This is a genomic window from Kitasatospora sp. NPDC089797, from assembly GCF_040684795.1.
In the GTDB taxonomy this organism is placed as follows: Bacteria; Actinomycetota; Actinomycetes; order Streptomycetales; family Streptomycetaceae; genus Kitasatospora.
Window position 1 is genome coordinate 24241 of sequence record NZ_JBFBGS010000060.1, and the last position, 24034, is coordinate 48274.

A 24034-nucleotide genomic window follows, 5' to 3' on the forward strand; every position below is an offset into this window, starting at 1 on the left:
AGATCGACGGAAAGTCCTTGCAGCAAGTTTCTGCAAGAAACCGCGATCGTTACGCCCACGTGTCCTGGACGTAGCCGCACGGTAGTTGACAGTCGGGCGCGATGTCCTCGTTCGTCCGATTCACCCCGCTCCGGGCTGGCCGACGGAACCACCCTGCGTGGCCGAAAGGCGCTTGCCGCAGACTGGACGCATGCGCATCAGAACCGCCACCAGGGACGAACTGCCGCTGCTGGGCGAGCTGGAACGGGCCGCCGGAGCCCCCTTCGCCGCGATCGGGATGCCGGAGATCGCCGAGGACGAACCCCCGGCCCCGGAGGACCTGGCCCGCTACCTGGACCACGGGACGGCCCTGGTCGCCGAGGCCCCCGACGGCACGATCGCCGGCTACCTGCTGGCCGAGCCGGTGGACGGCGCCCTGCACGTCGAACAGGTCTCGGTCCACCCCGACCACGCCCGGCGCGGCCTCGGCCGCTCGCTGATCGAGCACCTGGCCGCGGGCACCGACGCCCCCGCGCTCACCCTGACCACCTTCGCGGACGTCCCCTGGAACGCCCCCTACTACGCCCGCTGCGGCTTCCGCCCGCTGGCCGACGCCGAACTCACCCCCGGCCTGCGCGCGATCCGCCGCCAGGAGGCCGAACACGGCCTGGACCGCTGGCCCCGGCTCTGCATGCGCCGGGACCTCCCGCAGGCCTGAGGCCGGTCCGACGGGAACCGGCGGACCGGCCTAGCTGGTGCCCAGCCGCAGCACGGTGGTCGAGCGGAACTCCTCCCCCGGCCGCAGCACGGTGCTCGGGAAGTCCGGGTGGTGCGGGGAGTCCGGGAAGTGCTGGGTCTCCAGCGCGATCCCGGCGAACGGCCCGTACGGCACCCCGCTCGCGCCGGTGACCGCGCCCTGGAACTTGTTCGCCGTGTAGACCTGGACGCCCGGCTCGGTGGTCAGCACCTCCAGGGTGCGGCCGCCGACCGGGTCCTCCAGCAGCGCCGCCCGGGCCGGGGTGCCGTCCGCCGGGCGGGCCCGCAGCACCCAGTTGTGGTCGTAGCCGCCCGGGCCGGCCAGCTGCGGGTGCTCGTCGTGCACCGCCTTGCCGATCGGGGTGGCCACCGTGAAGTCGAACGGCGTGCCGGCCACCGGCTCGGTCCGGCCGAACGGGATCTGCCGCTCGTCGGCCGGGGTGTACGCGTCGGCGTCCAGGGTGAGCAGGTGCCCCAGGACGTCGCCGTTGCCCTCGCCGGCCAGGTTGAAGTAGGCGTGGTTGGTCAGGTTGACGACGGTCGCCCTGGTGGTGACGGCCCGGTAGTCGATCACCAGCTCACCGCCCTCCCCCGGGGTGTGGGTCAGGGTGTAGGAGACCGTGGCGTCCAGCGCGCCGGGGAAGCCCTGGTCGCCGTCCGGGCTGTGCAGCCGCAGCAGCACCCCGCCCTCGACCGGCTCGGCCGCCCACATCCGCTGGGCGAAGCCGTCCGGCCCGCCGTGGATGGTGACGCCGCCGCCGGTCGGGGCCAGCGGGTGGTCCTCGCCGTCGATGGTGACGACGGAGCCGTCGATCCGGTTGGCGTACCGGCCCACCACCGTGCCGTAGTGCCGCGCCGGGCCGAGGATCTGCGCCAGCTCGTCGGTGGACAGCAGCAGTTGGGCGGTGCGGCCGGCCCGGTCCGGGGCGCTGAGGGTGTGCAGGGTGGCCCCGAGGGTGAGCACGCTCGCCTCGTACGGGCCGGCGGTCAGCGTCCAGCGCTGGATCGCCGCGCCCGCGCCCGAGGGGTCGAGGGGTTCGCGGCGCACACTGGTGGCCTCGCTCGCCATGGCCTGCTCCTCACTGCGGTGGCGGGGCCCCGCCACCGCCCGGTTCCCGTTCGGTCCAGGGGGCGTCGCGCCGGCCCCCGTGGTGCCCGTCAGCCTAGCGAGAGCGGCGGCGGCGGGGGCGCTTCCACGTCTCCGCGCGCCGCCCCGGCGCCACCACCCGCCTCCCGTGTCGCAGGGGCCGCTACTCCCCCGGCTCCCCGGCCTGCGGCGGCCGCAGCCCCAGCGCCGAGGCCAGCCCGTCCGGCCCGGTGCCCGCCTTGCGGTAGACCGCCGCCAGCCGCCGGTTGACCAGGCTGAGGTGCACCCCGAGCTGCTCGGCGATCCGCTGCGGCGGCACGCCCTTGACCGCCAGGTCGGCGACCTCCCGCTCCGGCCCGCTGAGCGCCTCCAGGCTCTCCCCGAAGCCGTGCAGCCCCAGCCGGTTGGGCCGCAGGCCGTAGTTGGCCAGCTCGCGGCGGGCCCGGTCGACCAGCCTCTCGGCCGAGCAGTGCTGGGCCAGTTCGATGCCCTGGTACAGGTACTCCTGGGCGTCCTCCAGCCGCCCGACCCGGCGCAGCGCACCGCCGAGGTCGACCAGGGCGACGGCGTGCTCGTACCCGGCCGGGGACTGGCCGAGGTGCTCCACCGCCTGCTCCAGCAGCTCCACCGCCTGCTGGCCGTCGGCGATCCGCGCCTGCAGCCGCAGCGCGCTGCCGATCGCCGAGGCCGTGCCGAAGCGACGGGCGTCCCTGACGGCCTTCTGGGCGTAGTCGCGGGCCCGCTCGGGCTCGTCGGCCGCGATCGCGACGGCCAGGTGCCCGGCCCACGGCGCCCAGACGGTGTTGCGCCAGCCGCGGACCTCCAACTGGGCCCCGGCCTCGGTGAGCGCGGCGGCCGCGCCGGCGTACCGCTTCTTGGCGACCAGCAGCTTGCCGTACAGCGAGGCCGCGTCCGGCAGCACCATGGCCGTCGCGTGGTACGGCGGGTGGAAGCCGAACTCGTTGGCCTGCTCCCACGCCCCGTCGACCCGGCCGCGGGCGATCAGGGTGTCCACCAGCACGCCGACGGCGTCCCAGGCGAGCGGCAGCTTGGCCCCGATCCGCTCGGAGATGCGGAAGGCCCGGCGCAGGAAGTCCTCGGCCTCGGCGAGCAGCCCGCGCCGGAACCGGGCCAGCCCCATCAGGAAGTACGCGAAGCCCCGGTGGGCGCCGCTCCAACCGGCGATCTCGAACTGGATGATGGCGTCGGCGGCCAGCCGTTCGGCCTGGGCGATGCGGTCGTTGTAGATGTACGTGAGGCAGAGCATCGAGGGCAGTTCGAAGCCCCAGGTGGTGTCGGTCCAGCCGAGGCCCTTGGGCAGCCGGCCGCCGTCCAGCACCTCGTCGGCGAGGGCGAGCGCCTCGGTGGAGGGCTCGCCGCGCAGGGTCAGGTCCCAGGCGCGCATGATCAGCACGGCCCGGTCGGCGGCCTCCCGGCCGGTCAGGTTCCGGTACAGCTCGGCGAGCCGGGTGGAGCGGCCGGGGCCGTCCTCCTCGGACTTGCGGAAGGCGTGCCACATGAACGAGGCGGCCTGGAGCCGCTGGCGCCGGACCGGGTCGGCGGTCTGCCCGGCCTCCTCCTGGCAGACCAGCGCGGCCTGGCCCAGCTCACCGCTGTGGGCGAGCACCTCGGAGAGCCGGAAGGTGGCGTCCACCCGCAGTTCGGGGCGGAGCGGCACCTCGTCGGGGTCGAGGGCCAGCCGGAGCTGGTTGACGGTCGCGACCGGGTCGGTGAGCAGCGCGGAGCAGCCGAGTTCGTACAGCACCTCGGCCTTGATCTCCTCGGCGGGCGGCTCGTTGAGCGCGCGGTGGAGGCAGCGCTGGGCGGCTTCGGGGGCGCCGATCAGCTGGTGCTCGACGGCGGCGCGGCGCAGCTTCCGGACGATCCGGTCGTCGCCCTCGCCGGAGTGGGTCTCGACCAGGTGACGGGAGGCGGCGAGCAGGCCGAGCCCGGCGTTCTCGATCTCGACGGCGGCGATGCCGTGCATGCCGAGCCGGGTGGCCTCGGGCATGGTGTTGTAGATGGAGCTGGCGATCAGCGGGTGGACGAACTCCAGGTTCCCGTTGGGGGCCTGGGTGAGCACGCGCTGCTTGCGCAGTTGCTTGATGGAGTCGCGGGCGCCCTCGCCGCTCTGGGTGGAGATCCGGGTGACCAGGTCGATCCGGATGTCGGTGCCCAGCATCGCGCAGGCCCAGGCGAAGCGCAGGGTGGCCGGTCCGAGCCGGTCCAGCCAGCTCTTGAGGGTCATTCCGGTGGCGTCGACGGCGAGTTCGCGCAGTTGCCGGGAGTTCTCCTCGACCGGTTCGAGTTCCTGGTCGCGGACCTGGTCGAGCAGGGCGACGGCCTCGAAGGGGTTGCCGTTGACGACGTTCCAGAACTCGTAGCAGAAGGCGTCCTCGGCCCGGTCGCCGAGTTCGGCGCGGATCATGTCGGTGACGGAGTTCAGGGTGAGCCGGCTGAGCTCGTGCTTGCGGCTGGCGAGGTTGATGACGCTCCGGCGCAGGTCGTGGGTCTCGTTGGGCCAGTCGTTCTCGTCCTCGCGGAAGGCGAAGACCAGCAGGACCGGCAGTTCGGCGGAGCGGACGGCGAACTTGGCCAGCCAGGAGAGGGATTCGGCGTCGGCCCAGTGCAGGTCGTCGACGATCATCACCATCGGCGCGCGGCGCGGTGCGAGCTGGGTGAGCACGTAGTCGAGGCCGTCGCGCACGCCCTGGGGGTCGAGGCGGCGGGCGCCGGCCTTCGGCTGCTTGAGGCCCATGGCCGGTCCGACGACCTCCTCCCAGGTGCCCATGACCTGCCGGAACTCTTCCGGCTCCAGCCGGGTCAGGACGGGCTGGAGGAGCTGGCGGAGCACGTGGTACGGCTCCTTGAACTGCCGTTCGCCACCGCGGGCGAACAGCACGGTGGCGCCGTCGCGCAGGCTGGCGATCCGCCGGACCTCCTGCAGCAGACTGGTCTTGCCGATGCCGGGACGCCCGGAGAAGGCGAGCAGTTCGCCGATCTCGGTGCCGCCGGCGGCGAACTCGCGGCACAGCCGGTCGACGGCCGCCTCCACGGAGCGCAGTTCGGTGTCGCGGTCGCGCAGCCGGACCCGGGTCGCGGGGCCGTCGTCGTCCCCGTCCGCACCGGTTCCCGTCCGAAGTTCGTTGCCCTGCTGGGTCACCGTCGCGCCTCCGCCTCACCCGCTCGCGGCACGGCTCCTCCGCGCGCGCGGAGCAGCCGGTCCATCACCGTTCGTGGAGCCGAGGGTAGCGCCGGGTAGGGCGCACTGTGCGGCATTCACGCAGGCTGGGGCCGATGACCAGGGTTCGGACGGCTTGCCAAGGGCAATTGCCCTATATCCCTAACGTCCGATCATTACATCAGATACCCTACGGCCCGCGAGGCGCAGATGATCTTTCCTGATCCACCCTCACCCTCAGCGCCCCGCCGCGTCAACTCCCCCCACGCCCCTTGTTCGAACCACAAGCGCCCCCACCCACCGCTGCACCGGGAGTCCGATGTCTGACGACACCTCACTTCAGATTCCGTTCCCGCACCGCCGCAGTCCGCACGGTCCGTACGCCACCGCGCTGCACCGCGACTGGCTGGTCCGCCACCCGCTGCTCCCCGACGCCGACCACCCCGGCTACGCCCACTGGGAGGTCGTGGACCTCGCCGCGCTCGGCTACCCCGACGCCGGGCCGGACGAACTCGCCCTGGCGGCCGACCTGATGGGCTTCTACTTCCTGTTCGACGACCAGTTCGACGGGCCGCTCGGCCGCCGCCCCACCGAGGTCGCCCCGATCTGCGAGCGGCTGATCGCCGTCCTGCACGGCGCCCGCCCCGACCAGCGCTCCCCCGTCGAGACGGCCTTCGCGGACCTCTGGAGCCGCAGCGTGCGCGGCATGCCCGCCCGCTGGCAGGCCCGCGCGGCCTACAACTGGGAGTACTACTTCGCCAGCCATCCGGCCGAGGCGGCCGGGCGGATCTCCGCCCGGCCGCCGGACCGGGACGGCTACCTGGAGCTCAGACGGGGTACCGCGGCGATGGAGACGATCTTCGACATGGTCGAGCGGCTCGGCCAGTTCGAGGTCCCGGCGTCCGTGCTGCACCACCCGGTGCTGCGCCAACTCCGCCAGCTGGCGGCCGACATACCGTCGCTCAGCAACGACGTGCGCTCGTTCCCGCTGGAAGCCCCGCGCGGCGACGTCAACAACCTCGTCATGATCGTCCAGCGCGAGCGCCGCTGCTCGGCCGAGGAGGCCTGCTCCGCGGTGATGGCCGAGGCCCAGCTGATGGTCGAGCGCTGCGTCGAGCTGCACGAGCGACTGCCCGACGTGCACCGGGAGTTGGGCCTGTCCCGGATCGAACGCGTGATCGCCCAACGCTACGCCGACGGGCTGCTCACCTGGCTGGCCGGCTACCTGAGCTGGGAGGCCCGCACCGGCCGGTACCACGCGGTCTGACCGTCGCCCGCCCCCGGTCCGCCCCGGCCCCACCCGGGTCCGGCCCGGGCCGCCCCGCCGCGGTCCGGAGCATCCCGACGTGCTCCGGGGCGCTCCGAGGCGGCCCGGAGCGCCCTGCGGCACCGGGCGCGCCCCGTGCCTGCGGGGCGTGAACCCGGGCCCGCGCGCCGCCGAGTGCGCCCACACGCCCCCGGGCCGGGAACGTCCGGATCGCGCACCGTCCGTACGAGCCGGTCGTACGGACCGTAGCCGCGCCGTGCGCCCGGCGGTTATCGTGCTCGTCGGCGGGCGCCCCGGCGGGGCGCCGGCCCGACTGCGTGTCCGCACCCTCCCGCCGGAGCGCCCCCCGACCGGGCGGTCCGGCGTGCCGCCTCCGGCCCGATCCGCGCCGGGGGCGCCCGACGTCGCGAGGAGACACCGAGCATGACCGTCTACCAGCCCCCCGGTGCGCCCGGCAGCATCGTCGCCTACCGCTCCCGGTACGACCACTGGATCGGCGGCGAGTGGAAGCCCCCGGCACGCGGCGAGTACTTCGGGGACCCGACCCCGGTCACCGGTGAGGTGTTCACCGAGGTCGCCCGCGGCACCGCCGAGGACGTCGAGGCCGCCCTGGACGCCGCCCACGCCGCCGCCCCGGCCTGGGGCCGCACCTCCGCCGCCGAGCGGGCCCAGGTGCTGCTGCGGATCGCCGACCGGATGGAGGCCAACCTGGAGCAGCTGGCCGTCGCCGAGAGCTGGGAGAACGGCAAGCCGGTCCGCGAGACCCTGGCCGCCGACCTCCCGCTCGCCGTCGACCACCTGCGCTACTTCGCCGGCGCGCTGCGGGCCCAGGAGGGCAGCCTCTCCCAGCTGGACGAGGACACCGTGGCCTACCACTTCCACGAGCCGCTGGGCGTGGTCGGCCAGATCATCCCGTGGAACTTCCCGATCCTGATGGCGGTCTGGAAGCTCGCGCCGGCGCTCGCGGCCGGCAACGCGGTGGTGCTCAAGCCCGCCGAGCAGACCCCGGCCTCGGTGCTGCTGCTGGCGGAGCTGACCGCCGACCTGGTGCCGCCGGGCGTCCTCAACATCGTCACCGGCTTCGGCGAGGAGGCCGGCGCCCCGCTGGCCGCCAGCAAGCGGGTCCGCAAGCTCGCCTTCACCGGCGAGACCAGCACCGGCCGGCTGATAGCCCGGGCCGCCGCCGACAACCTGATCCCGGCGACCCTGGAGCTCGGCGGCAAGAGCCCCAACCTGTTCTTCGCGGACGTCGCCGCCGCCGACGACGCCTTCTACGACAAGGCCGTCGAGGGCTTCGCGATGTTCGCCCTCAACCAGGGCGAGGTCTGCACCTGCCCCAGCCGCGCGCTGATCGAGACCCCGGTCTACGAGCGGCTGCTCGGCGACGGCCTGGCCCGGGTGCGCGCGATGCGCCAGGGCAACCCGCTGGACACCGAGACCCAGGTCGGCGCGCAGGCCAGCGCCGAACAGCTGAAGAAGATCCTCTCCTACTTCGAGATCGGCCAGGCCGAGGGCGCCAAGGTGCTGGTCGGCGGCGAGCGCGCCGAACTCGGCGGCTCGCTGGCCGGCGGGTACTACGTGGCGCCGACGGTGTTCGAGGGCGTCAACAGCATGCGGGTCTTCCAGGAGGAGATCTTCGGACCGGTCGTCTCGGTGACCCGTTTCGACGGCTTCGACGACGCGGTCGCGCTCGCCAACGACACCCAGTACGGGCTCGGCGCTGGCGTGTGGACCCGCAACATCAACACCGCCCACCGGGCCGGGCGCGCCATCCAGGCGGGCCGGGTCTGGACGAACTGCTACCACGCCTACCCGGCCCACGCGGCCTTCGGCGGGTACAAGAACTCCGGCATCGGGCGGGAGAACCACAAGGCGCTGCTGGAGCACTACCAGCAGACCAAGAACCTGCTGGTCAGCTACTCCCCCGACGCGGTCGGCTTCTTCTAGGCCGCACCGCAGGCCCGGATGCCGGGAACCACGGGTCACCGGAGGCCCGGAACCGCCGGGCCCCGGACAGGAGTGGAGCGGGAGGCCGCGAGGGGCCTCCCGCTCCACCGCCACTCCCCGTGGCGGGCTTTTGGGGCAAATCACCTGGTTCGGGATCTAAGCACATGAATCCCCCGATTTCTCCGACGCGCCGCCGACATGCCCGGACGGCCCGCGCGAACGCCGTAGACAGGACTCCCCGACCCCAGCCCCTCCCGAGGAGTCCGGCATGACCATCTCCCCCGCCAAGCTCAGCGACCCGGCCGTACGCGCCTTCGTCGTCGCGATCAACGCGGGCGACCGCGACGCCTTCACGGCCGTGCTCACCCCCGGCGCGACCATGTCCGACGACGGCTCCGACCGCGACCTCGCCGACTGGACCGAACGGGAGATCTTCTCCACGAACGGCCGCATGGCCGTCCAGACCGAGTCGCACGACGGGCACGCGCTGGTCGCCGAGTTCACCAACGACACCTGGGGCGCGATGCGCACCGCCTGGCGCTTCACCGTCGACGGCGGGCGGATCAGCCGCTTCGAGACCGGCCAGGCCTGAGGTCAGCCGGCCGGTTCCAGGCACCCCCGCACCGCGCGGATCAGGTTGCGCGAGCGCACGTCCCCGGTGACGCCCGGCTGCATGCCGTTGGTGACGTACCCGAAGCCGAGCCCCAGGTCCGGGTCGGCGAAGCCCAGCGAGCCGCCCCGGCCCGGGTGCCCGAAGCTCGCCGGGGAGGCCATCGGCGCGGTCGGGCCGTGCCGCCAGAAGCCCAGGCCGAAGGTGGAGTTGACGATCAGCACCCGGTCCGGGCCGGTCACCGCCGGCCCGACCGCGCGGGCCAGCACCTCCGGGCCGAACAGCGGCGGCAGCAGCCTGCCGGAGCCGTCCGGGCGGTCGGCGGCGCCGATCAGCGCCGCGTAGAACCGGGCCAGCGACCGGGCCGTGCCGATGCCGCCCGCACCGGGGATCTCGGCGGCCTGCACCGCCGGGTCGTTCATGTCCACCCCGGGCAGCACCGAGGCGAAGGCGCGGGCGGTCAGCGAGGCCGGGTCCTGGTAGGCGTCCCGGACGGACTGCTTGGGCCGCAGCCGCAGCCCGCTGGGGCCGGTCCGGGCCGCCTCCGGCGCGGGCAGGTCGACCAGCCGGCCGACCCGGGGCGCCGCCCCGGCCGGGAGGCCGATCCACAGGTCCAGCCCGAGCGGCCGGGCGATCTCCTCGGCGAAGTACTGTCCGACCGTACGACCGCTCACCCGCCGCACCACCTCACCGACCAGCCAGCCGAAGGTGTACGGGTGGTAGCCGTGCGCCGTCCCCGGCTCCCAGGCGGGCTCCTGGGCCGCCACCGCGGCCGCCGCCCGCTCCCAGGTCAGCACGTCTTCCAGGCGCAGCGGCACGTCCAGCGCCGGCACCCCGGCCTGGTGCGACAGCAACCAGCGCACCGGGACCGCGCCCTTGCCGGCCGCCGCGAACTCCGGCCAGTACGAGGCCACCGGCGCGTCCAGGTCGAGCCGGCCGCGCTCGGCCAGCAGCACCGCGGCGGCCGCGGTCAGGCCCTTGGTGACCGAGCGCAGCACCTGGGCGGTGTCCGCCGTCCAGGGCACCGCGGGCGCGGGCCGCCCGCCGACCTCCGGCCGGGCGTCCCCGCCCCACAGGTCGACCACCTTCCGGCCGCGCAGGTACAGCGCGAAGGCCGCGCCCAGTTCGCCGTACTCGGCGAAGTTCCGCGCGAAGGCCTCCCGCACGGGCTCGAACCCCTCGGCCGTCTCGCCCCAGATCTCCACCACCGTGCGCCGCCCTCAACCCGTCCGCGTCCGTGTTCCTGCTCGCTCCCGCGTTCGAAGCGGGCCCCGAAACCCTAACCTGTCACCCATGACCAACCCTGCCGAAGAGCTGCTGGACGTCGTGGACGAGCGGGACCGGGTGATCGGGACCGCGCCGCGCGGGGAGGTGTACCGGCAGGGCCTGACCCACCGCTGCGTCTTCGTCCTGGTCCGCGACCCGGCCGGCCGGATCTTCGTCCACCGGCGCACCGACACCAAGCTGTTCGCCCCCGGCGCCTACGACATGTTCGTCGGCGGCGTGGTCGGCTCCGGCGAGACGTACCCCGAGGCCGCGGTCCGCGAGGCCGAGGAGGAACTCGGCGTGCGCGGCATCGCCCCGCGCCCGCTCTTCAAGTTCCTGTACCGGGAGGAGAAGCTCTCCTGGTGGTGCGACATGTACGAGGCGGAGTGGGACGGCCCGGTCTCCCCGCAGGAGTCCGAGGTCGCCTGGCACACCTGGCTCACCCCCGCCGAACTCGCCGACCGGCTGGACCGGGACGCCTTCGTGCCCGACGGCCGCGAGGCGTACCGCCGCTACCTGGAGCTCCGCGCCGAACGGCCCGGGCCGGCCTGACAGGCGGCATGGGCCGCCGGACGGCCGCCGGATAGGCTGCGCGCATGGCCTCCCGCACGCCGTCGCCGACGGCCGACCGCGCAGCACGGACCGCCGCAGCACCCGACCGGGAGGCGGCGGGCGAGCGGCCGCGCCGGCGACTGAGCGTGGACGAACGGCGGGAGCAGCTGATCGCCGTGGCCCTGGAGCTGTTCAGCCGACGGCCGCCGGAGGAGGTGTCGATCGACGACATCGCCGCCGCCGCGGGCGCCTCCCGGCCGCTGGTCTACCACTACTTCCCGGGCAAGCAGGCGCTCTACGAGGCCTCGCTGCGCCGGGCCGGGCGCGAGCTCGCGGCGCGGTTCGAGGAGCCGATGGAGGGGCCGCTGTCCGAGCGGCTGTACCGGGTGATGGGCCGCTACCTGGACTTCGTGCAGAGCCACGGGCCGGGCTTCGCCGCCCTGCTGCGCGGCGGCTCGGTGGCGGCCAGCGCGGGCACCTCGGCGGTGATCGACGAGGTGCGCCGGGCCGCGCACGACCAGATCCTCGCCCACCTGGCCGTCCCCGCCCCCAGCGCGGGCCTGCGGCTGACCGTCCGGGCCTGGATCGCCAACGCGGAGATCACCTCGCTGGAGTGGCTGGCCGAGCGGTCCGTCCCGCTGGAGGAGCTGCAGCTGCACCTGGTGCAGGAGTTCGTCGCCTCGCTCACCCTCACCGCCGCCCGGGAGCCCGCGCTCGCCGTCGAGCTGGCCTCCTTCTTCGCCGACGAACGCCCGGACGGGCCGTCCGGGCGGCTGGTCCGGGACCTCGCCGGGCTGTTCGCCGTCCCCGGCATCCTGGACGCGCTCACCGCGCTGGCCGCGGAGCCGCCGGACGCGGGGGACGCTTCGGACGTGGGGGACGCTTCGGGTGCAGCCGCCGGGGCCGTGGACGAAGGGTCCGCGCAGGCCACGCCGGGTACCGCCGGGGCCACCGTCGACTGATCATCGGGTGATCCTGCGGTTCGGTGACGACGGTGGGCTCTGATAGGAATGGGCGGGGACCTGACGGACCGCCGCCCGGGCGGCCCGGTCCGGCCGGGAACCACCGACGGCAGACGGAGCAGAGCGGGGGGCTCACCAGGTGACCCAGGACGTCCAGTTCAGCGCGGAGGCCAACCCCTTCGCGGCAGCCGAGCAGGTCTGCGCCACCCTCGGCACGCTCACCGACGCCCTCTTCGACGAGCACACCTCGCGCCACCCGGCGGCCCTGCTGAGCGCCCCGGCCCCGGCTGAACACCCCGCCGCCGAGGCGCTGTTCGGCCTGCCGCTGGCGCCCAACGGGCCGGTGCACGAGGCCCTCCAGCGGCTCGGCACGGTGATCACCGCCGGAACGGCCCGGCCGGGCACCGGCGTACGGGTCGCCGACCGGGTGACGACCGCACTGCACGCCCGCTACGGCGGCGGGGCGGTGCGCGGCGCCGTCGCCGACCGGGGCACCACCTCGGCCGCGCTCTTCCAACTGCCGGTCACCGGTGAGTTCGCCGACGCCAAGCTGCGCCCCCCGTTCGCCCCGGCGCTGGCCGCGCTGGCGGCCGGGCAGCAGACCCGTCAGCCGGTCGAACTGGCCACCGGCGCGGGCGCGGAGGTCCGGCTGGTCGTCCCGCCCGGCTTCCACCCGCTGACCTCCCCCGGCGGGCCCGCCGGGGTGTCCGCCCGGGCGGTGCCCGCCCTCCCGGACGCCGACGGCCGGGTCCCGGACACCGACGGCGCCGACCGGGCGACGGTGGCGGCCGCGGCCGAACTGACCCGGCACCTGTCCGAGGTCGCCGAGGAACTGTTCGGCGCGTCCGGCCCGGAGCCGCGCCGCGACTTCGCGGTGATCTCCGCGACCCTGACCGACCTGCTCCAGGACGCCGACGTCCGCTTCGCGGGCGTGTGCGCCCTGGAGCGGGACGGGCGCGCCTCGGAGGCCGCCCTGGTCGTCTCGCTCGCCCGGCACCCGCTGCCGATCACCGCGCTCGCCACCGAACTGGCCACCGTACGGCGGCACGCCGAGGTCTGGACGGTGCTGCTGCCGGCCGGACCGGCCGCGGTCCTGGTCGAGGGGCGGACCGTACCGGTGCCCGGAGCGCTGGCCGGGGACGGGCAGCGGCGCTGGGTGGTCACCTCGGCCGTCCAGGCCTTCGTACCGCTGCCGGACGGCGGCACGGTGCTCTGCGTCCAGTTGTCCACGGCCCGGCCGGAGGACTGGGAGCTGTACACCGAGGCGTTCGCGGAACTGCTGAAGAGCATCCAGTTCGGCTGGGACGGCGTGCCGCTCCCGGCGGCGGCCGCGGCCCCGCCGCTGCCCGCTGCTCCGCCGACCGCCCCGCCCGTCGCTCCACCGGCCGCTCCGGCCACCGCAGCCGCAGCCCCCGCTCCGGTCGCGAAGGAGGCGGAGGCGGCGGAGCCGACGGCCGAGCCGACCGAGCAGCCGGTGTACCTGCGCGGCACTCCGGTGCGGATCCCGCCCGCCGACTTCAACCCCTTCGCACCGGTCGTGGAGGAGGCGCAGCCCGCGGACACCACCACGCCGGGCGGGCCGCCGCCCGGGCCGCGCAAGGGCACGCCGGTGATGATCCCGCCGCCGGACTTCGACCCCTTCGGCATCTCCGGCCAGATCACCACCACGGACCGGCCCGCGGCGCAGCCCGCCGACGCCCCGGCCGCCCCGGACCCGTTCGGGACGACGCTCGCGACCGACCGACCGGCCGACCCCTTCGGCACCACGGTCGGCCCGCAGGGCCCGGCCGTCCCGCCGCCGCCCGCCGTGCCCCCGCTGATCCCGGCCCAGACCGCTCCGGTGGACGCCCCGGCGGCGCCGGAGGCCCGGCCGACCCGTCGCAAGGGCACGCCGGTGATGATCCCGCCGCCGGACTTCGACCCCTTCGGCATCTCCGGCCAGATCACCACCACGGACGAGCCGGCGGCGGACGCCGGGGGCGGCGCCGACGCGGAGCCGGAGCACCGGCCGTTCGGCTGACCGGGCGCGCGGGCACGGGCCGTCACCCGCCCACGTTCCCCCGTGCGGCGATCAGCGCCCCCAGGCCGTCCAGCATCCGCGCCAGCCCGAACTCGAACAGCGCCTCCAGGCTCATGTCGATCTCCGGCCCCCGGTTCATCGCGTCGAACATCGGGAACCGTTCCGGGTCCGCCATCAGCCGGTCGTGGTCCCCGTCGCCCAGCCGGTCCATCCACTCGTCCGCGGACATCCCACTGTCCTGTTCGGCCTGCGCCTCCCGCTCGAAGTGGACGGCCAGCCCACAGGTGAACGCCGCCAGGGAGACCGCGGCCTGGGCGACCTGCTCCCCCTCCAGCCCGACCCCCGTCAACGCCGCCATCGCCCGCTCGGTGTGCACCGCCGCGTCCGGTGCCAGCACCGGCCGGGTGAAGGACATCGTGGACGCCAGCCAGGGGTGGCGCCGGTAGATCCGCCACTGCATCCGGGAGACCTCCTCCAGCCCCGCCCGCCAGCCCGTCGGCGGCTCCTCGGGAAACGGCTGCTCGCCGAAGACCTGGTCCATCATCAGCCGCAACAGCTCGTCCTTGCCGGGCACATGGCGGTAGAGCGACATGGTCGCGACGCCCAGCTCGGTCGCCACCCGGCGCATCGACAGCGCCGCCAGCCCCTCGCTGTCGGCCACCCGCACCGCCGTCGCGACGATCCGCTCCCGACCCAGCTCCCGTTCCCCGCCCCTCCCCCGCCGCGGCTCCGGCGCCCGGCCCGCTTCCGGCCCGGCAGCACCGACCGCACCGGAACCCGCGCCGGGCCCAGCAGCGGCGCCGACCGCACCGGAACGCCCGGAGGCGGAGCCAACCACCGCCCCGGCGGCCCGGGTTGTCCCGGCGGACGGAGCCGGCCTGGCCGCCACCACCGTCCCCACCCCCGGAACGGCCCGCACCAGCCCCTCCTCCCGCAGCCGGTTCAGCACCTTGGTCGCCGTGGCCATCGCCACGCCCCACTCCCGCATGATCCGCCGCGTCGAGGGCACCCGCGCGCCCGGCGTCAACTCCCCTGCCACGATCCGGCGTCGAAGCTCGGCCGTGATCCGCTCCGAAGGCGTCCCGCTCTCCACCACACCACCGCCCGCTCGACCCACCGCACTAGTGCACGGCCGGCGCACACGCTAGCAGCCGGGTTCAGCCGATCCGCCGCGCCAGGTGCACCACGTCCGGCACGCCCCGGCTGACCGGGATCTCCCGGCTGACGACGTCCGCGAACCCCGCGGTCCGCAGCGCCTGCTCGAAGTCCGGTGACGGCTGCGCGCTCCACACCGCCAGCACCCCGCCGCGCCGCAGCCGGTGCCACAACACGGCGAGCCCGTCCGCCCCGTAGAGCCCGGAGTTGGAGTCGGTGACGGTCCAGTCCGGCCCGTTGTCGATGTCCAGGCACAGCGCGTCGTACCGCTCGCCGTCGGCCGCCGCCAGGTGCTCCAGCAGGTCGGTGTGCACGACCGCGACCCGCGCGTCGTCCAACGCGCCGCCGGAGAAGGCGCCCAGCGGCCCGGTGCGGTGCCAGGCGATGATCGCGTCCTCCCGCTCGACCACGGCGATCCGCCCCCAGCGCGGCTCGGCCACCGCGTGCGCGAGCGAGAAGCCGACCCCGAGCCCGCCGATCAGCACCGAGGGCGCGGTCGCACCACCGGTGCGGTCCAACTCGTCCAGGGCCGCCTGGATCAGCAGCCGTTCCGAGCGCCCGTCGGCGGTGTCCATCAGGAAGCACCCGTTCGCGATGATCTCGTAGTGCGGTCCGCGCTGCCGCAGCACCACCTCGCCGAACGGCCCCTCCCGCCGGTCCAGCGTGACGACGGTCTGGTGACCGTCCCGTTCGGGCAGCGCGGTGGTCATTCGTCCTCCTCGACGGACTCGGCAACGGGTGCGGCCCGGCCCGGCGGTCACCGCCCGGGCCCGGTCACCCGCCCGACAATAACCGAGTCCGCGCGGGCCCGACCGGCACTTTAGCCCGGACCGGCGGGCGTCCGGGTCGGCCCCGCGCGCACCCGGCCCGCCTCAGGTCGTGACCAGCACCCCCACGTACGAGACGCCCGCGACCACCACCCAGGAGCCGAGCCCAAGCAGCGCGATCCGCCCGCCGGTCCGCATCATGGTCGGCAGGTGCACCGCACTGCCGAGCCCGAACAGCGCTGCGGCCAGCAGCAGTTGCTGCCCGTCCGCGGCCAGCGCGAGGGCCCGGTCGGGCAGCACCCCGGTGGTCCGCAGCACGATCATCGCCAGGAACCCGGCCACGAACAGCGGCACGATCGGCGGCCGACTGCCGCTCTTCGCCACCCCGTCCGCGGCGGCCCCGCGCGCGTTGCGCCGCGCCACCACGGCCACTCCGGCCACCAGCGGCGCCAGCAGCACCACCCGCATCAGCTTGACCAGCACCGCCTCGCGCAGGGCCCCGGGCCCACCGGTCTGGGCGGTGGCGACCACCTGCCCGACGTCGTGCACGCTCGCCCCGACCCAGCGCCCGAACTCGATCTCGCCGAGCCCCAGCGGGTGTTGCAGCAACGGCAGCACGGCGATCGCCAGCGTCCCGCACAGCGTGACCAGCGCGACCGAGGAGGCGACGTCCTCCTCCTCGCTGCCGGCCGCCTGGCTGACCGCGCCGATCGCCGAGGCGCCGCAGATCGAGTACCCGGTGGCGACCAGCAGCGACTGGTCCCCGGGCAGTCCGAGCCGGCGGCCGAGCCAGAGCGTGCCCGCGAAGGTGGCGGCGACCACCGTGAGCACCATGGCGACGGTGGCCCAGCCGAGGCCGAGCACGTCGCCCAGGCTGAGCTTGAGCCCGAGCAGCACGATGCCGAGCCGCATCAGCCGCTTGCCCGCCGTCGACAGCCCCGACCGGGCGACCCCGCGGACCACCGGGCGCAGCCCGGGCAGGTGGGCCGCCGCCATGCCGAGCACGACGGCGGCGGTGAGTTCGGGCACGGCGGGCACCAGGGCGTGGACGCCCAGGGCCGCGGCCACCCCGGCCGCCGCGAGCAGCAGGCCGGGGGCGTCCCCGCCGAGCGGGGGCAGTGAGCGGGTGCGGGTGGCCCGCTCCCGGAGGGTCAGTGCCACGTCGGCGTTCACCGCTCCTGGTCGGCGGGGAGCCGGTAGACCCGCCGGATGCTGGTGCCGAGCCGCGCGACGTCCGCGCCGTACACGTGGATGGAGATCGCGGTGCTGCTGCAGGCGTTGCGCACCAGGTGGATGTCGCCGGGCGGGGCGAACGCGGCGACCGTCCCGACCGGGCCGGCCACGTGCTCGGTCTCGACCAGCCGGGCGCTGCGCCCGTCGGAGACCAGCCGGTAGCGGGTCTCGCTCTCCTGGCCCTGGTGGACGCCGGCCACGCACCAGGAGACGTGGTCGTGGATCGGGGTGCGCTGCCCGGGCAGCCAGACCAGGGCGACGACGGAGAAGCTGCCGTCCTCCTCGGCGTGCAGGACGTGCTGGCGGTAGCGCTGCGGGTCCCCCTCGCGCTGCGCGGGGGTGAGCAGCGCGTCGGGGCCGTCGGGGGCGGCCAGCAGGTGGGGGGCGAGGCGTTCGCCGACCAGGTACGCGGTGAGTTCGGGCGGCAGTCCGCGGTCCACGACGGCGCGGATCTCGCCGACCAGCGCGGTCATCCGCTCGGTGAGCCGGTCGCTGTCGACCGTGGCTGAGGGTGTCATGCGAGCAGGTTCGGACCCATCGACCTATCACGTCCAACGAGGGTTTCTAAGTGTTACCCCCATTGGTGCTTATGGATCGCCGCCCGGCTCAGCAGCCCACCCGGCTCGCCGCCGCCTGCCGCAGGTGGTCCAGCACCAGCCCGGTGGCCGGGATCCGCCGGTGCTCGCGCAGCACGTACGCGCTCACCTGCCGCCGCAGGTGCGGCTCGACGGCCCGCCCGGTGACCTTGCGATGGCACATGAAGGAGAGCACCAGCGCGGGCATCAGCGCGATCCCGACCCCGGCCGCGACCAGGCTCTGCACCGCGAGGTTGTCGTCGGTGGAGAAGACGATGTCCGGCGCGAAGCCCTCCTCCGCGCAGACGTGCAGCAGATTGGCCCGGCAGCGCGGGCAGCCGGCGATCCAGCGCTCGCCGTCGAGGTCGGCCAGCCGGACGGCGTGCCGGCGGCCGAGCGGGTGGCCGACCGGCAGCAGGACCGTGAGCAGGTCCTCCATCAACGGGATCTCGTCCACCCCGTCCGGCGGCTCGGTGGTCTGACCTGGGTAGCGGAAGGCCAGCGCGATGTCGCACTCGCCGCGCAGCAGTCGCTGGACGGAGTCCGGCGGCTCGGCCTCCAGCAGCTCGACCCGCACCCCGGGGTGCTCGGCGAGCAGCCGGGCCATCGCCTCGGGTATCAGGGTGGCGTTGGCGCTGGGGAAGGCGCAGACCCGGACCCGCCCGGCGCGCAGCCGGGCGAGCGCGGCGAGCTGCTGCTGGGCGGCGGAGAGGCTGCCGAGGATCAGTTCGGCGTGCCGGGAGAGCGCCTCGCCGGCCTCGGTGAGCCGCAGGCCGCGTCCGGCGCGGGTGAACAGCGGGACGCCGACGGTGCGTTCGAGGGCCTTCATCTGCTGGGTGATGGCGGGCTGGGTGTAGCCGAGCTCCCGGGCGGCGGCCGAGTAGGAGCCGGCCCGGACGACCTCGTGGAACGTCCTGATGTGCCGCGAGTCGAACACCGGCTCCATGGCCCCTCCGCCCGGTCGTCTGCCTCCTGCCCCGGCAATCATAAGAGGAATTTGGAGGTACCGGCTCCGACCTCACCCGTACCTATGGTTCAGTCCCGAACCGGCCGCCCCACCGAACCGACCGCCCCCGATCCGGGCGCCCCACCGAACAGACCGGACCGCCGACCCGGCCGGACCGCCGACCCGGGCGTCCCCCGAACCGGCCCGACCGGCGCCGCGCTCACTGCTGGGCGGAGGGCGGCAGCCCCATCGCCACCCCCGCCTTGGCCACCGGCGCCCCGCCCCGCACGCTCGGGCTGCGCCGGCTGCGCCGCTCGACCCAGCGGGCGAGCCAGGAGAGCAGCAGACACATGCCGATGTAGATCGGCGCGATCACCATCACCACCGGGATGAACGGCAGGTCGTAGTCCAGGTTGGTGGCGATCAGCTTGCCCGCGTGCAGGAACTCCTCGAAGGTGATCAGGAATCCGAGCGAGGTGTCCTTGAGCGCGACCACCAGCTGGCTGATGATGGCCGGCAGCATCGCCCGGTTGGCCTGCGGCACCAGTACGTACGTCATCACCTGGGTCTTGCGCATGCCCAGCGCGTACGCCGCCTCCCGCTGCCCCTTGGGCACCGCGAGCACCCCGGCCCGGAACACCTCGGCCAGCACCGAGCCGTTGTAGAGCACCAGTCCGGCCACCAGCGCCCAGAGCGGCTGCACCTTGAGGGCGACGAAGACGAAGAAGATCATCACCAGCAGCGGCATGGCCCGGAAGAACTCCACCACCAGCGTGGCGAACCAGCGCACCACCCGGTGGTCGGACAGCCGCCCGGCCGCGAACAGCGCGCCGAAGGGCAGCGCGAACAGGGCCGTCCAGCCGAAGGCCTGGAGGGTGTTGCCCAGGCCGCGCAGCAACAGGTCCTGCACGCCCCGGTACTCGAAGGGCTCCCACTTGGCGTAGGTGAACTGGTGGGTGTGGAACAGCATGTAGACGACCCAGCCGATCAGCGCCGCGATCAGGAGCAGCGCGATCCCGCCGTACAGCCGGTGCCGGGCCAGCGCCTTCGGGCCGGGGATGTCGTACAGCGCCGAGGATTCGACCGTCATCGGGACACCGCCACTCGTCGTTCCAGCAGGTTGAAGACGGCGCTGATGGCCAGGGTGATGATCAGGTAGCCGACGGCGATCCAGACGAAGGTCCAGATGATGCTGTAGCCCAGCTCGTTGAGCGTCCGGTAGGTCCCCAGCAGTTCGGTGACGCTGAACGACCCGGCGATCGCGGTGTTCTTCGCCAGGGCGATCATCACACTGCCGATCGGCGCCACCACCGAGCGGTACGCCTGCGGCAGCACCACCAGGCCCATGGTCTGTCCGAAGCTCATCCCCAGGCTGCGGGCCGCCTCGCCCTGCCCGGGCGGCACGGTGTTGATGCCCGCGCGCATCGACTCGCAGACGAAGGCCGAGGTGTAGCAGCCGAGGGCCAGCACGGCGAAGGTGTAGAAGGGCAGCGTGATGTTGAACCGGGGCAGGCCCAGCACCACGATGAAGAACAGCAGGGTCAGCGGCGTGTTGCGCAGCAGCGTCACCCACACCGTCCCGAACAGCCGCAGCGGCCGCACCGGCGAGACCCGGAAGCCCGCGATCAGCACGCCCAGCACCAGCGACAGCACCGCGCTCACCGCGAACAGCGAGAGCGTGCCGAGGAAGCCGTCCCAGTAGGTCGACCAGTTGTCGGTCAGGGTTTTCACGGCGCGGCCCTCTCAGTACCGGTCGATCGGCGGCGGGGTGGGCGCGGGTTCCCCGGACAGGCCGAGGGTCGCGTCGAAGGCCTTCTTCCAGTCACCGTTCTGCTCGTGGTGCACCAGCGCGTCGTCCAGCGCCCCGCGCAGCACGGTGTCGTTCTTCGGCGTGCCGATCCCGTACGGCTCGGTCGAGAACAGCGGTCCCACCACCTTGAGTTCGTCCGGCACCTTGGCCGCGTAGCCCAGCAGGATGGCGTTGTCCGTGGTGACGGCGTCGACCTGGCCGGTGATCAGGTTGTCCACGCAGGCCGAGTAGGTGTCGTAGCCGATCAGGTGCGCCTTGGGGTACTGCGACTGGATCCGCTGGTACGGCGTCGAGCCGGCCGCGGAGCAGACCTTCTTGCCGTTCAGGTCCTGCGGGCCGTGGATGCTGTTGTCGTTCTTGCGCACCAGCAGCGACTGCCCGGCGATGAAGTACGGCCCGGCGAAGCCGACCAGCTTCTTGCGGTTGTCGTTGATCGTGTAGGTGCCGACGTAGTAGTCCACCTGGCCGTTCTGCAGCGCGGTCTCGCGGTTGGCCGAGGCGATGGTCTTGAACTGGATCCGGTCCGCCGGGAACCCGAGGGAGGCGCCGACCATCTTGGCGATCTCGATGTCGAAGCCGGAGTAGACCCCGGTCGCCGGGTTCTTCTGGCCCAGGTACGGCTGGTCCTCCTTGGCGCCGACCACCAGGTGGCCCCGACTGCGGGCGGCGTCCAGGGTCGGCGAGCCGGTGATCGCGGAGGCGTCCTGCATCTGGTAGCTGGGCAGCGCGCTGGGTTGCGGGCCCTTGGGCGGCGGGGTGCCGGCCTTGCCGCAGCCGGTCGCCAGGACGGCGAGCAGCAGTGCGGCGGCGGCCAGGCGGCCGCGAGCGCGTCCGACGGGCGTCGTCCTACGGTTCACGGCGCCGCCCTCAGTGCTTCAGGATCTTGGACAGGAAGTCCCGGGCGCGCTCGCTCTCGGGGGCGCTGAAGAAGTCCTCCGGGGCGCGGTCCTCGACGATCCGGCCGTCGGCCATGAACACCACCCGGTTCGCCGAGGCCCGGGCGAAGCCCATCTCGTGGGTGACCACCACCATCGTCATGCCCTCGCTGGCGAGCTGGCGCATGACGTCCAGCACCTCGTTGATCATCTCGGGGTCGAGTGCCGAGGTCGGCTCGTCGAACAGCAGTGCCTTGGGGTCCATCGCCAGCGCGCGGGCGATGGCGACCCGCTGCTGCTGGCCGCCGGAGAGCTGCGCGGGGTACTTGTCGGCGTGCGCCGACAGGCCGACCCGTTCCAGCAGCGCGCGGGACTTGGTCTCCGCCTCCGCCTTGGCCCGGCCGCGGACCTTGATCTGGGCGAGCGAGACGTTCTGCAGCACGGTCTTGTGCGCGAACAGGTTGAAGGACTGGAAGACCATACCGACCTCGGCCCGCAGCCGGGCCAGCCCCTTGCCCTCCTCGGGCAGCGGCTGACCGTCGATCAGGATGGTGCCGCGCTCGATCGGCTCCAGCCGGTTGATCGCCCGGCAGAGCGTGGACTTGCCGGAGCCGGACGGGCCGATCACCACCACGACCTCGCCGCGGCCGACCGTCAGCTCGATGTCCTGGAGCACGTGCAGCTCGCCGAAGTGCTTGTTGACCCCGCGCAGCTCGATCAGCGGAGTGAAGGCCGGGGAGCCGGCCGGCGCCGGTTCGGGGGCGGTGCTCACCGGCCGCGCCGTCCCTTGAGCAGCCAGCCCAGCACACCGCCGGCGACCAGCGTCGCCAGCAGGGCGATCCACAGCGGCGCGGTCACCGTGAACACCCAGAACTGGATCTTGACCTTGTCGAGGTTGGCGAACAGGAACCACACCGCGAGGATCACGATCACGCCGATCCCGATGTACCGCGTGGGGATCCCGCCGATCTCACTGCGCTGGGTCCGGGACGAGCCGTCTGAAGTCTTGGTCACCGGAGCAGTGTGCTGGCCGGGCCGCCGATTTGCCCGGTTACGCGCCCTTACGGGCAGGGGAGTAACCCGCACGGGGCAATCCGGCCCCGAACGGGTTTCGAACCGCCGACGCCCTGCCGGGCCCACTCCGGTCCGCCGCTCGGCGCCCCTTCCCCCGAGGCGCCGAGCAGCGGTGCGGCTCTAGCGTTCGTCCCGCCAGGAGCGCCAGAGCGCCGCGTACGGGCCGTCGGCCGCGACCAGCTCCGGATGGCTGCCGTACTCGCTGATCCGCCCGCCCTCGACCACCGCGATCACGTCCGCGTCGTGCGCGGTGTGCAGCCGGTGGGCGATCGCGATGACCGTCCGCCCCTCCAGCACCCGGGACAGGGAGCGTTCCAGATGCCGGGCGGCCCGCGGGTCCAGCAGCGAGGTGGCCTCGTCCAGCACCAGGGTGTGCGGATCGGCCAGCACCAGCCGGGCCAGCGCGAGTTGCTGGGCCTGCGGCGGGGTCAGCGAGGTGCCGCCGGAGCCGACCTCGGTGTCCAGCCCCTCCGGAAGGGCCTCCACCCAGCCCCCGGCGTCCACCGCGTCCAGCGCGGAGCGCAGTTCGGTGTCGTCCGCCCCGGGGGCGGCCAGCCGCAGGTTGTCCCGTAGGGTGCCGACGAACACGTGGTGCTCCTGGTTGACCAGGGCGACCTCCGTCCGCACCCGCTCGGCCGGCATCCGGGACAGCGCCGCCCCGCCGAGGGTGACGGAGCCGCGGCCCGGCGCGTAGATCCCGGCCAGCAGCCGCCCCAGCGTCGACTTGCCCGCCCCGGACGGGCCGACCAGCGCGACCCTGCTGCCCGGGGCGACGTCCAGGCTGATCCCGTGCAGCACGTCCGCGCCCTCGCGGTAGCCGAAGCGGACGTCCCGGGCCTCGACCCGCCGGCCGTCCGGGCGGGCCGACTCGTCCCCCTCGTGCTCCGGCACCTCGCGGACGCCGACCAGCCGGGCCAACGAGGCCTGCCCGATCTGCAGTTCGTCGTACCAGCGCAGGATCAGGTCCACCGGGCCGGTCAGCATCTGCGCGTACAGCACACCGGTGGTCAACTGGCCGACGGTGAGCCAGCCCTTGAGGGTGAACAGCCCGCCGACCACCAGGGTGGCCAGCACCGCCAGGGTGTAGAACGCGTCGATGGTCGGGAACCAGACCGAGCGCAGCCACAGGGTGTAGCGCTCCCAGGCCAGCCACTCGCGCAGCTTGCGGTCCGTCAGCCGGACCCGCTGCTCGCCCAGGCGCAGCGTCTCGACCGTCCGCCCGGCGTCCACCGTCTCGGCCAGCACGTTGCTCACCGCCGCATACCCGGCCGCCTCGTTGCGGTAGGACTGCGGCGCGCGCCGGAAGTACCAGCGGGAGCTGACCAGCAGCAGCGGCAGCCCGACCAGCGAGGTCAGCGCGAGCAGCGGCGAGGTGACCAGCAGGGCGACCAGCACCAGCAGCAACGACACCACCGCGACGGCGAGTTCGGGCACCGCCTCGCGCACCGACTTGTCCAGCCGGTCGATGTCGGTGGTTCCCCGGGAGACGAGGTCCCCGGTGCCGGCCCGTTCCAGCACCCCGGTCGGCAGCGCGACCGAGCGGACCAGGAAGTCCTCGCGCAGGTCGGCCAGCACCCGCTCGCCGAGCACGGCCCCGCGCATCCGTGACCACCCGGTGAACGCGGACTGCACGGCCAGCGCCAGCAGGTACCAGCCGACCGCCACCGCGATGGTGGACCCGGCGGTGCCGGTGGCCAGCGAGTCGACCAGGCCGCCGAGCACCCAGGGCCCGACCAGCCCGGCCAGGGTGGCCACCGAGTGCAGCGAGACCACCGCGGCGAACCCGCCCCGGTGCCGCCTCGCCAGCACCCCCAGGTACCCGCGCACGGCGGCCGGGGAGCCGACCGGCAGGGTGGCGGCCGGCCCCTGCTCCTGATGGACGGGGGGCTTCATGACGTACTCCTCGCGTACGGGGCCGGGCGGTCGACGGCGGTGCTCGGACGGGCGGTGCCCCGAAGGGCGGCGGTGCTCC

At 74.1% G+C, this 24034-nt stretch carries 21 protein-coding genes; 7 read left to right on the plus strand and 14 right to left on the minus strand.

What is annotated here, in order from left to right; genetic code table 11:
* Nucleotides 1–190: 190 nt before the first annotated feature.
* Nucleotides 191–697, plus strand: coding sequence for a GNAT family N-acetyltransferase (locus AB0O91_RS34965; RefSeq protein ID WP_363441885.1), 507 nt, complete (start codon nucleotides 191–193; stop codon nucleotides 695–697).
* A 30-nt stretch (nucleotides 698–727) separates the two neighbouring features.
* On the opposite strand, the gene AB0O91_RS34970 is transcribed toward AB0O91_RS34965, so the two are convergent.
* Both AB0O91_RS34970 and AB0O91_RS34975 read right to left on the minus strand, forming a co-directional pair.
* Nucleotides 728–1804: an aldose epimerase family protein gene (locus AB0O91_RS34970; RefSeq protein ID WP_363441886.1), complete on the minus strand. Its 1077-nt coding sequence runs from the start codon at nucleotides 1802–1804 to the stop codon at nucleotides 728–730.
* A 181-nt stretch (nucleotides 1805–1985) separates the two neighbouring features.
* Nucleotides 1986–4985 carry an AAA family ATPase gene (locus tag AB0O91_RS34975; protein ID WP_363441888.1) on the minus strand — a complete coding sequence of 1000 codons (3000 nt, stop codon included), beginning with the start codon at nucleotides 4983–4985 and terminating at the stop codon, nucleotides 1986–1988.
* Nucleotides 4986–5322: 337 nt separating this feature from the next.
* On the opposite strand from AB0O91_RS34975, the gene AB0O91_RS34980 reads away from it, so the two are divergent.
* From AB0O91_RS34980 to AB0O91_RS34990, 3 genes are all read left to right on the plus strand, one after another.
* Complete coding sequence (locus AB0O91_RS34980) at nucleotides 5323–6270, plus strand: terpene cyclase (RefSeq protein ID WP_363441890.1); 948 nt, start codon at nucleotides 5323–5325, stop codon at nucleotides 6268–6270.
* Nucleotides 6271–6693: 423 nt separating this feature from the next.
* A complete protein-coding gene (locus AB0O91_RS34985) occupies nucleotides 6694–8217 on the plus strand; it encodes an aldehyde dehydrogenase family protein (protein ID WP_363441892.1) in 1524 nt (507 codons plus the stop codon).
* A 268-nt stretch (nucleotides 8218–8485) separates the two neighbouring features.
* The gene (locus AB0O91_RS34990; RefSeq protein WP_363441894.1) at nucleotides 8486–8809 is read left to right on the plus strand and encodes a nuclear transport factor 2 family protein; all 324 of its coding nucleotides are present in this window, start codon (nucleotides 8486–8488) and stop codon (nucleotides 8807–8809) included.
* A 2-nt stretch (nucleotides 8810–8811) separates the two neighbouring features.
* On the opposite strand, the gene AB0O91_RS34995 is transcribed toward AB0O91_RS34990, so the two are convergent.
* Nucleotides 8812–10035, minus strand: a complete 1224-nt coding sequence (locus AB0O91_RS34995) for a serine hydrolase (protein ID WP_363441896.1) — start codon at nucleotides 10033–10035, stop codon at nucleotides 8812–8814.
* A gap of 85 nt (nucleotides 10036–10120) precedes the next feature.
* On the opposite strand from AB0O91_RS34995, the gene AB0O91_RS35000 reads away from it, so the two are divergent.
* From AB0O91_RS35000 to AB0O91_RS35010, 3 genes are all read left to right on the plus strand, one after another.
* Complete coding sequence (locus AB0O91_RS35000; protein WP_363441898.1) at nucleotides 10121–10645, plus strand: NUDIX domain-containing protein; 525 nt, start codon at nucleotides 10121–10123, stop codon at nucleotides 10643–10645.
* A gap of 44 nt (nucleotides 10646–10689) precedes the next feature.
* On the plus strand, nucleotides 10690–11607 hold the full coding sequence (locus tag AB0O91_RS35005) for a TetR/AcrR family transcriptional regulator (protein ID WP_363441900.1): 918 nt from the start codon (nucleotides 10690–10692) through the stop codon (nucleotides 11605–11607).
* A gap of 139 nt (nucleotides 11608–11746) precedes the next feature.
* Nucleotides 11747–13627, plus strand: coding sequence for a hypothetical protein (locus AB0O91_RS35010; RefSeq protein ID WP_363441901.1), 1881 nt, complete (start codon nucleotides 11747–11749; stop codon nucleotides 13625–13627).
* A 22-nt stretch (nucleotides 13628–13649) separates the two neighbouring features.
* Here AB0O91_RS35010 and AB0O91_RS35015 read toward each other — a convergent pair whose 3' ends face one another.
* From AB0O91_RS35015 to AB0O91_RS35065, 11 genes are all read right to left on the minus strand, one after another.
* Nucleotides 13650–14768 carry a TetR/AcrR family transcriptional regulator C-terminal domain-containing protein gene (locus AB0O91_RS35015; protein ID WP_363441903.1) on the minus strand — a complete coding sequence of 373 codons (1119 nt, stop codon included), beginning with the start codon at nucleotides 14766–14768 and terminating at the stop codon, nucleotides 13650–13652.
* Between the two features lie 16 nt (nucleotides 14769–14784).
* A complete protein-coding gene (locus AB0O91_RS35020) occupies nucleotides 14785–15492 on the minus strand; it encodes a spermidine synthase (protein ID WP_363441905.1) in 708 nt (235 codons plus the stop codon).
* Between the two features lie 162 nt (nucleotides 15493–15654).
* Nucleotides 15655–16704 carry a putative sulfate exporter family transporter gene (locus AB0O91_RS35025; RefSeq protein WP_363441946.1) on the minus strand — a complete coding sequence of 350 codons (1050 nt, stop codon included), beginning with the start codon at nucleotides 16702–16704 and terminating at the stop codon, nucleotides 15655–15657.
* Nucleotides 16705–16718: 14 nt separating this feature from the next.
* On the minus strand, nucleotides 16719–17300 hold the full coding sequence (locus tag AB0O91_RS35030) for a cysteine dioxygenase family protein (RefSeq protein ID WP_363441907.1): 582 nt from the start codon (nucleotides 17298–17300) through the stop codon (nucleotides 16719–16721).
* 88 nt (nucleotides 17301–17388) lie between these two features.
* Entirely contained in the window at nucleotides 17389–18294 is a 906-nt protein-coding gene (locus tag AB0O91_RS35035) for a LysR family transcriptional regulator (protein WP_363441948.1), read from the minus strand.
* A gap of 229 nt (nucleotides 18295–18523) precedes the next feature.
* The gene (locus AB0O91_RS35040) at nucleotides 18524–19393 is read right to left on the minus strand and encodes an amino acid ABC transporter permease (RefSeq protein ID WP_363441909.1); all 870 of its coding nucleotides are present in this window, start codon (nucleotides 19391–19393) and stop codon (nucleotides 18524–18526) included.
* Nucleotides 19390–20034, minus strand: coding sequence for an amino acid ABC transporter permease (locus AB0O91_RS35045; protein ID WP_363441911.1), 645 nt, complete (start codon nucleotides 20032–20034; stop codon nucleotides 19390–19392). The genes AB0O91_RS35040 and AB0O91_RS35045 overlap by 4 nt, the downstream gene beginning before the upstream one ends.
* A gap of 12 nt (nucleotides 20035–20046) precedes the next feature.
* On the minus strand, nucleotides 20047–20970 hold the full coding sequence (locus AB0O91_RS35050) for a glutamate ABC transporter substrate-binding protein (protein WP_363441913.1): 924 nt from the start codon (nucleotides 20968–20970) through the stop codon (nucleotides 20047–20049).
* 10 nt (nucleotides 20971–20980) lie between these two features.
* On the minus strand, nucleotides 20981–21709 hold the full coding sequence (locus AB0O91_RS35055; protein ID WP_363441950.1) for an amino acid ABC transporter ATP-binding protein: 729 nt from the start codon (nucleotides 21707–21709) through the stop codon (nucleotides 20981–20983).
* Between the two features lie 47 nt (nucleotides 21710–21756).
* The gene (locus tag AB0O91_RS35060; protein WP_363441915.1) at nucleotides 21757–22002 is read right to left on the minus strand and encodes a LapA family protein; all 246 of its coding nucleotides are present in this window, start codon (nucleotides 22000–22002) and stop codon (nucleotides 21757–21759) included.
* A gap of 180 nt (nucleotides 22003–22182) precedes the next feature.
* Entirely contained in the window at nucleotides 22183–23955 is a 1773-nt protein-coding gene (locus AB0O91_RS35065) for an ABC transporter ATP-binding protein (RefSeq protein WP_363441917.1), read from the minus strand.
* Between the last annotated feature and the right edge of the window lie 79 nt (nucleotides 23956–24034).

Coding starts and splice junctions, on each gene's coding strand:
- AB0O91_RS34965 (WP_363441885.1), top strand. CDS start 191: ATGCGCATCAGAACCGCCACCAGGGACGAACTGCCGCTGCTGGGCGAG.
- AB0O91_RS34970 (WP_363441886.1), bottom strand. CDS start 1,804: ATGGCGAGCGAGGCCACCAGTGTGCGCCGCGAACCCCTCGACCCCTCG.
- AB0O91_RS34980 (WP_363441890.1), top strand. CDS start 5,323: ATGTCTGACGACACCTCACTTCAGATTCCGTTCCCGCACCGCCGCAGT.
- AB0O91_RS34985 (WP_363441892.1), top strand. CDS start 6,694: ATGACCGTCTACCAGCCCCCCGGTGCGCCCGGCAGCATCGTCGCCTAC.
- AB0O91_RS34990 (WP_363441894.1), top strand. CDS start 8,486: ATGACCATCTCCCCCGCCAAGCTCAGCGACCCGGCCGTACGCGCCTTC.
- AB0O91_RS35000 (WP_363441898.1), top strand. CDS start 10,121: ATGACCAACCCTGCCGAAGAGCTGCTGGACGTCGTGGACGAGCGGGAC.
- AB0O91_RS35005 (WP_363441900.1), top strand. CDS start 10,690: ATGGCCTCCCGCACGCCGTCGCCGACGGCCGACCGCGCAGCACGGACC.
- AB0O91_RS35020 (WP_363441905.1), bottom strand. CDS start 15,492: ATGACCACCGCGCTGCCCGAACGGGACGGTCACCAGACCGTCGTCACG.
- AB0O91_RS35030 (WP_363441907.1), bottom strand. CDS start 17,300: ATGACACCCTCAGCCACGGTCGACAGCGACCGGCTCACCGAGCGGATG.
- AB0O91_RS35040 (WP_363441909.1), bottom strand. CDS start 19,393: ATGACGGTCGAATCCTCGGCGCTGTACGACATCCCCGGCCCGAAGGCG.
- AB0O91_RS35065 (WP_363441917.1), bottom strand. CDS start 23,955: ATGAAGCCCCCCGTCCATCAGGAGCAGGGGCCGGCCGCCACCCTGCCG.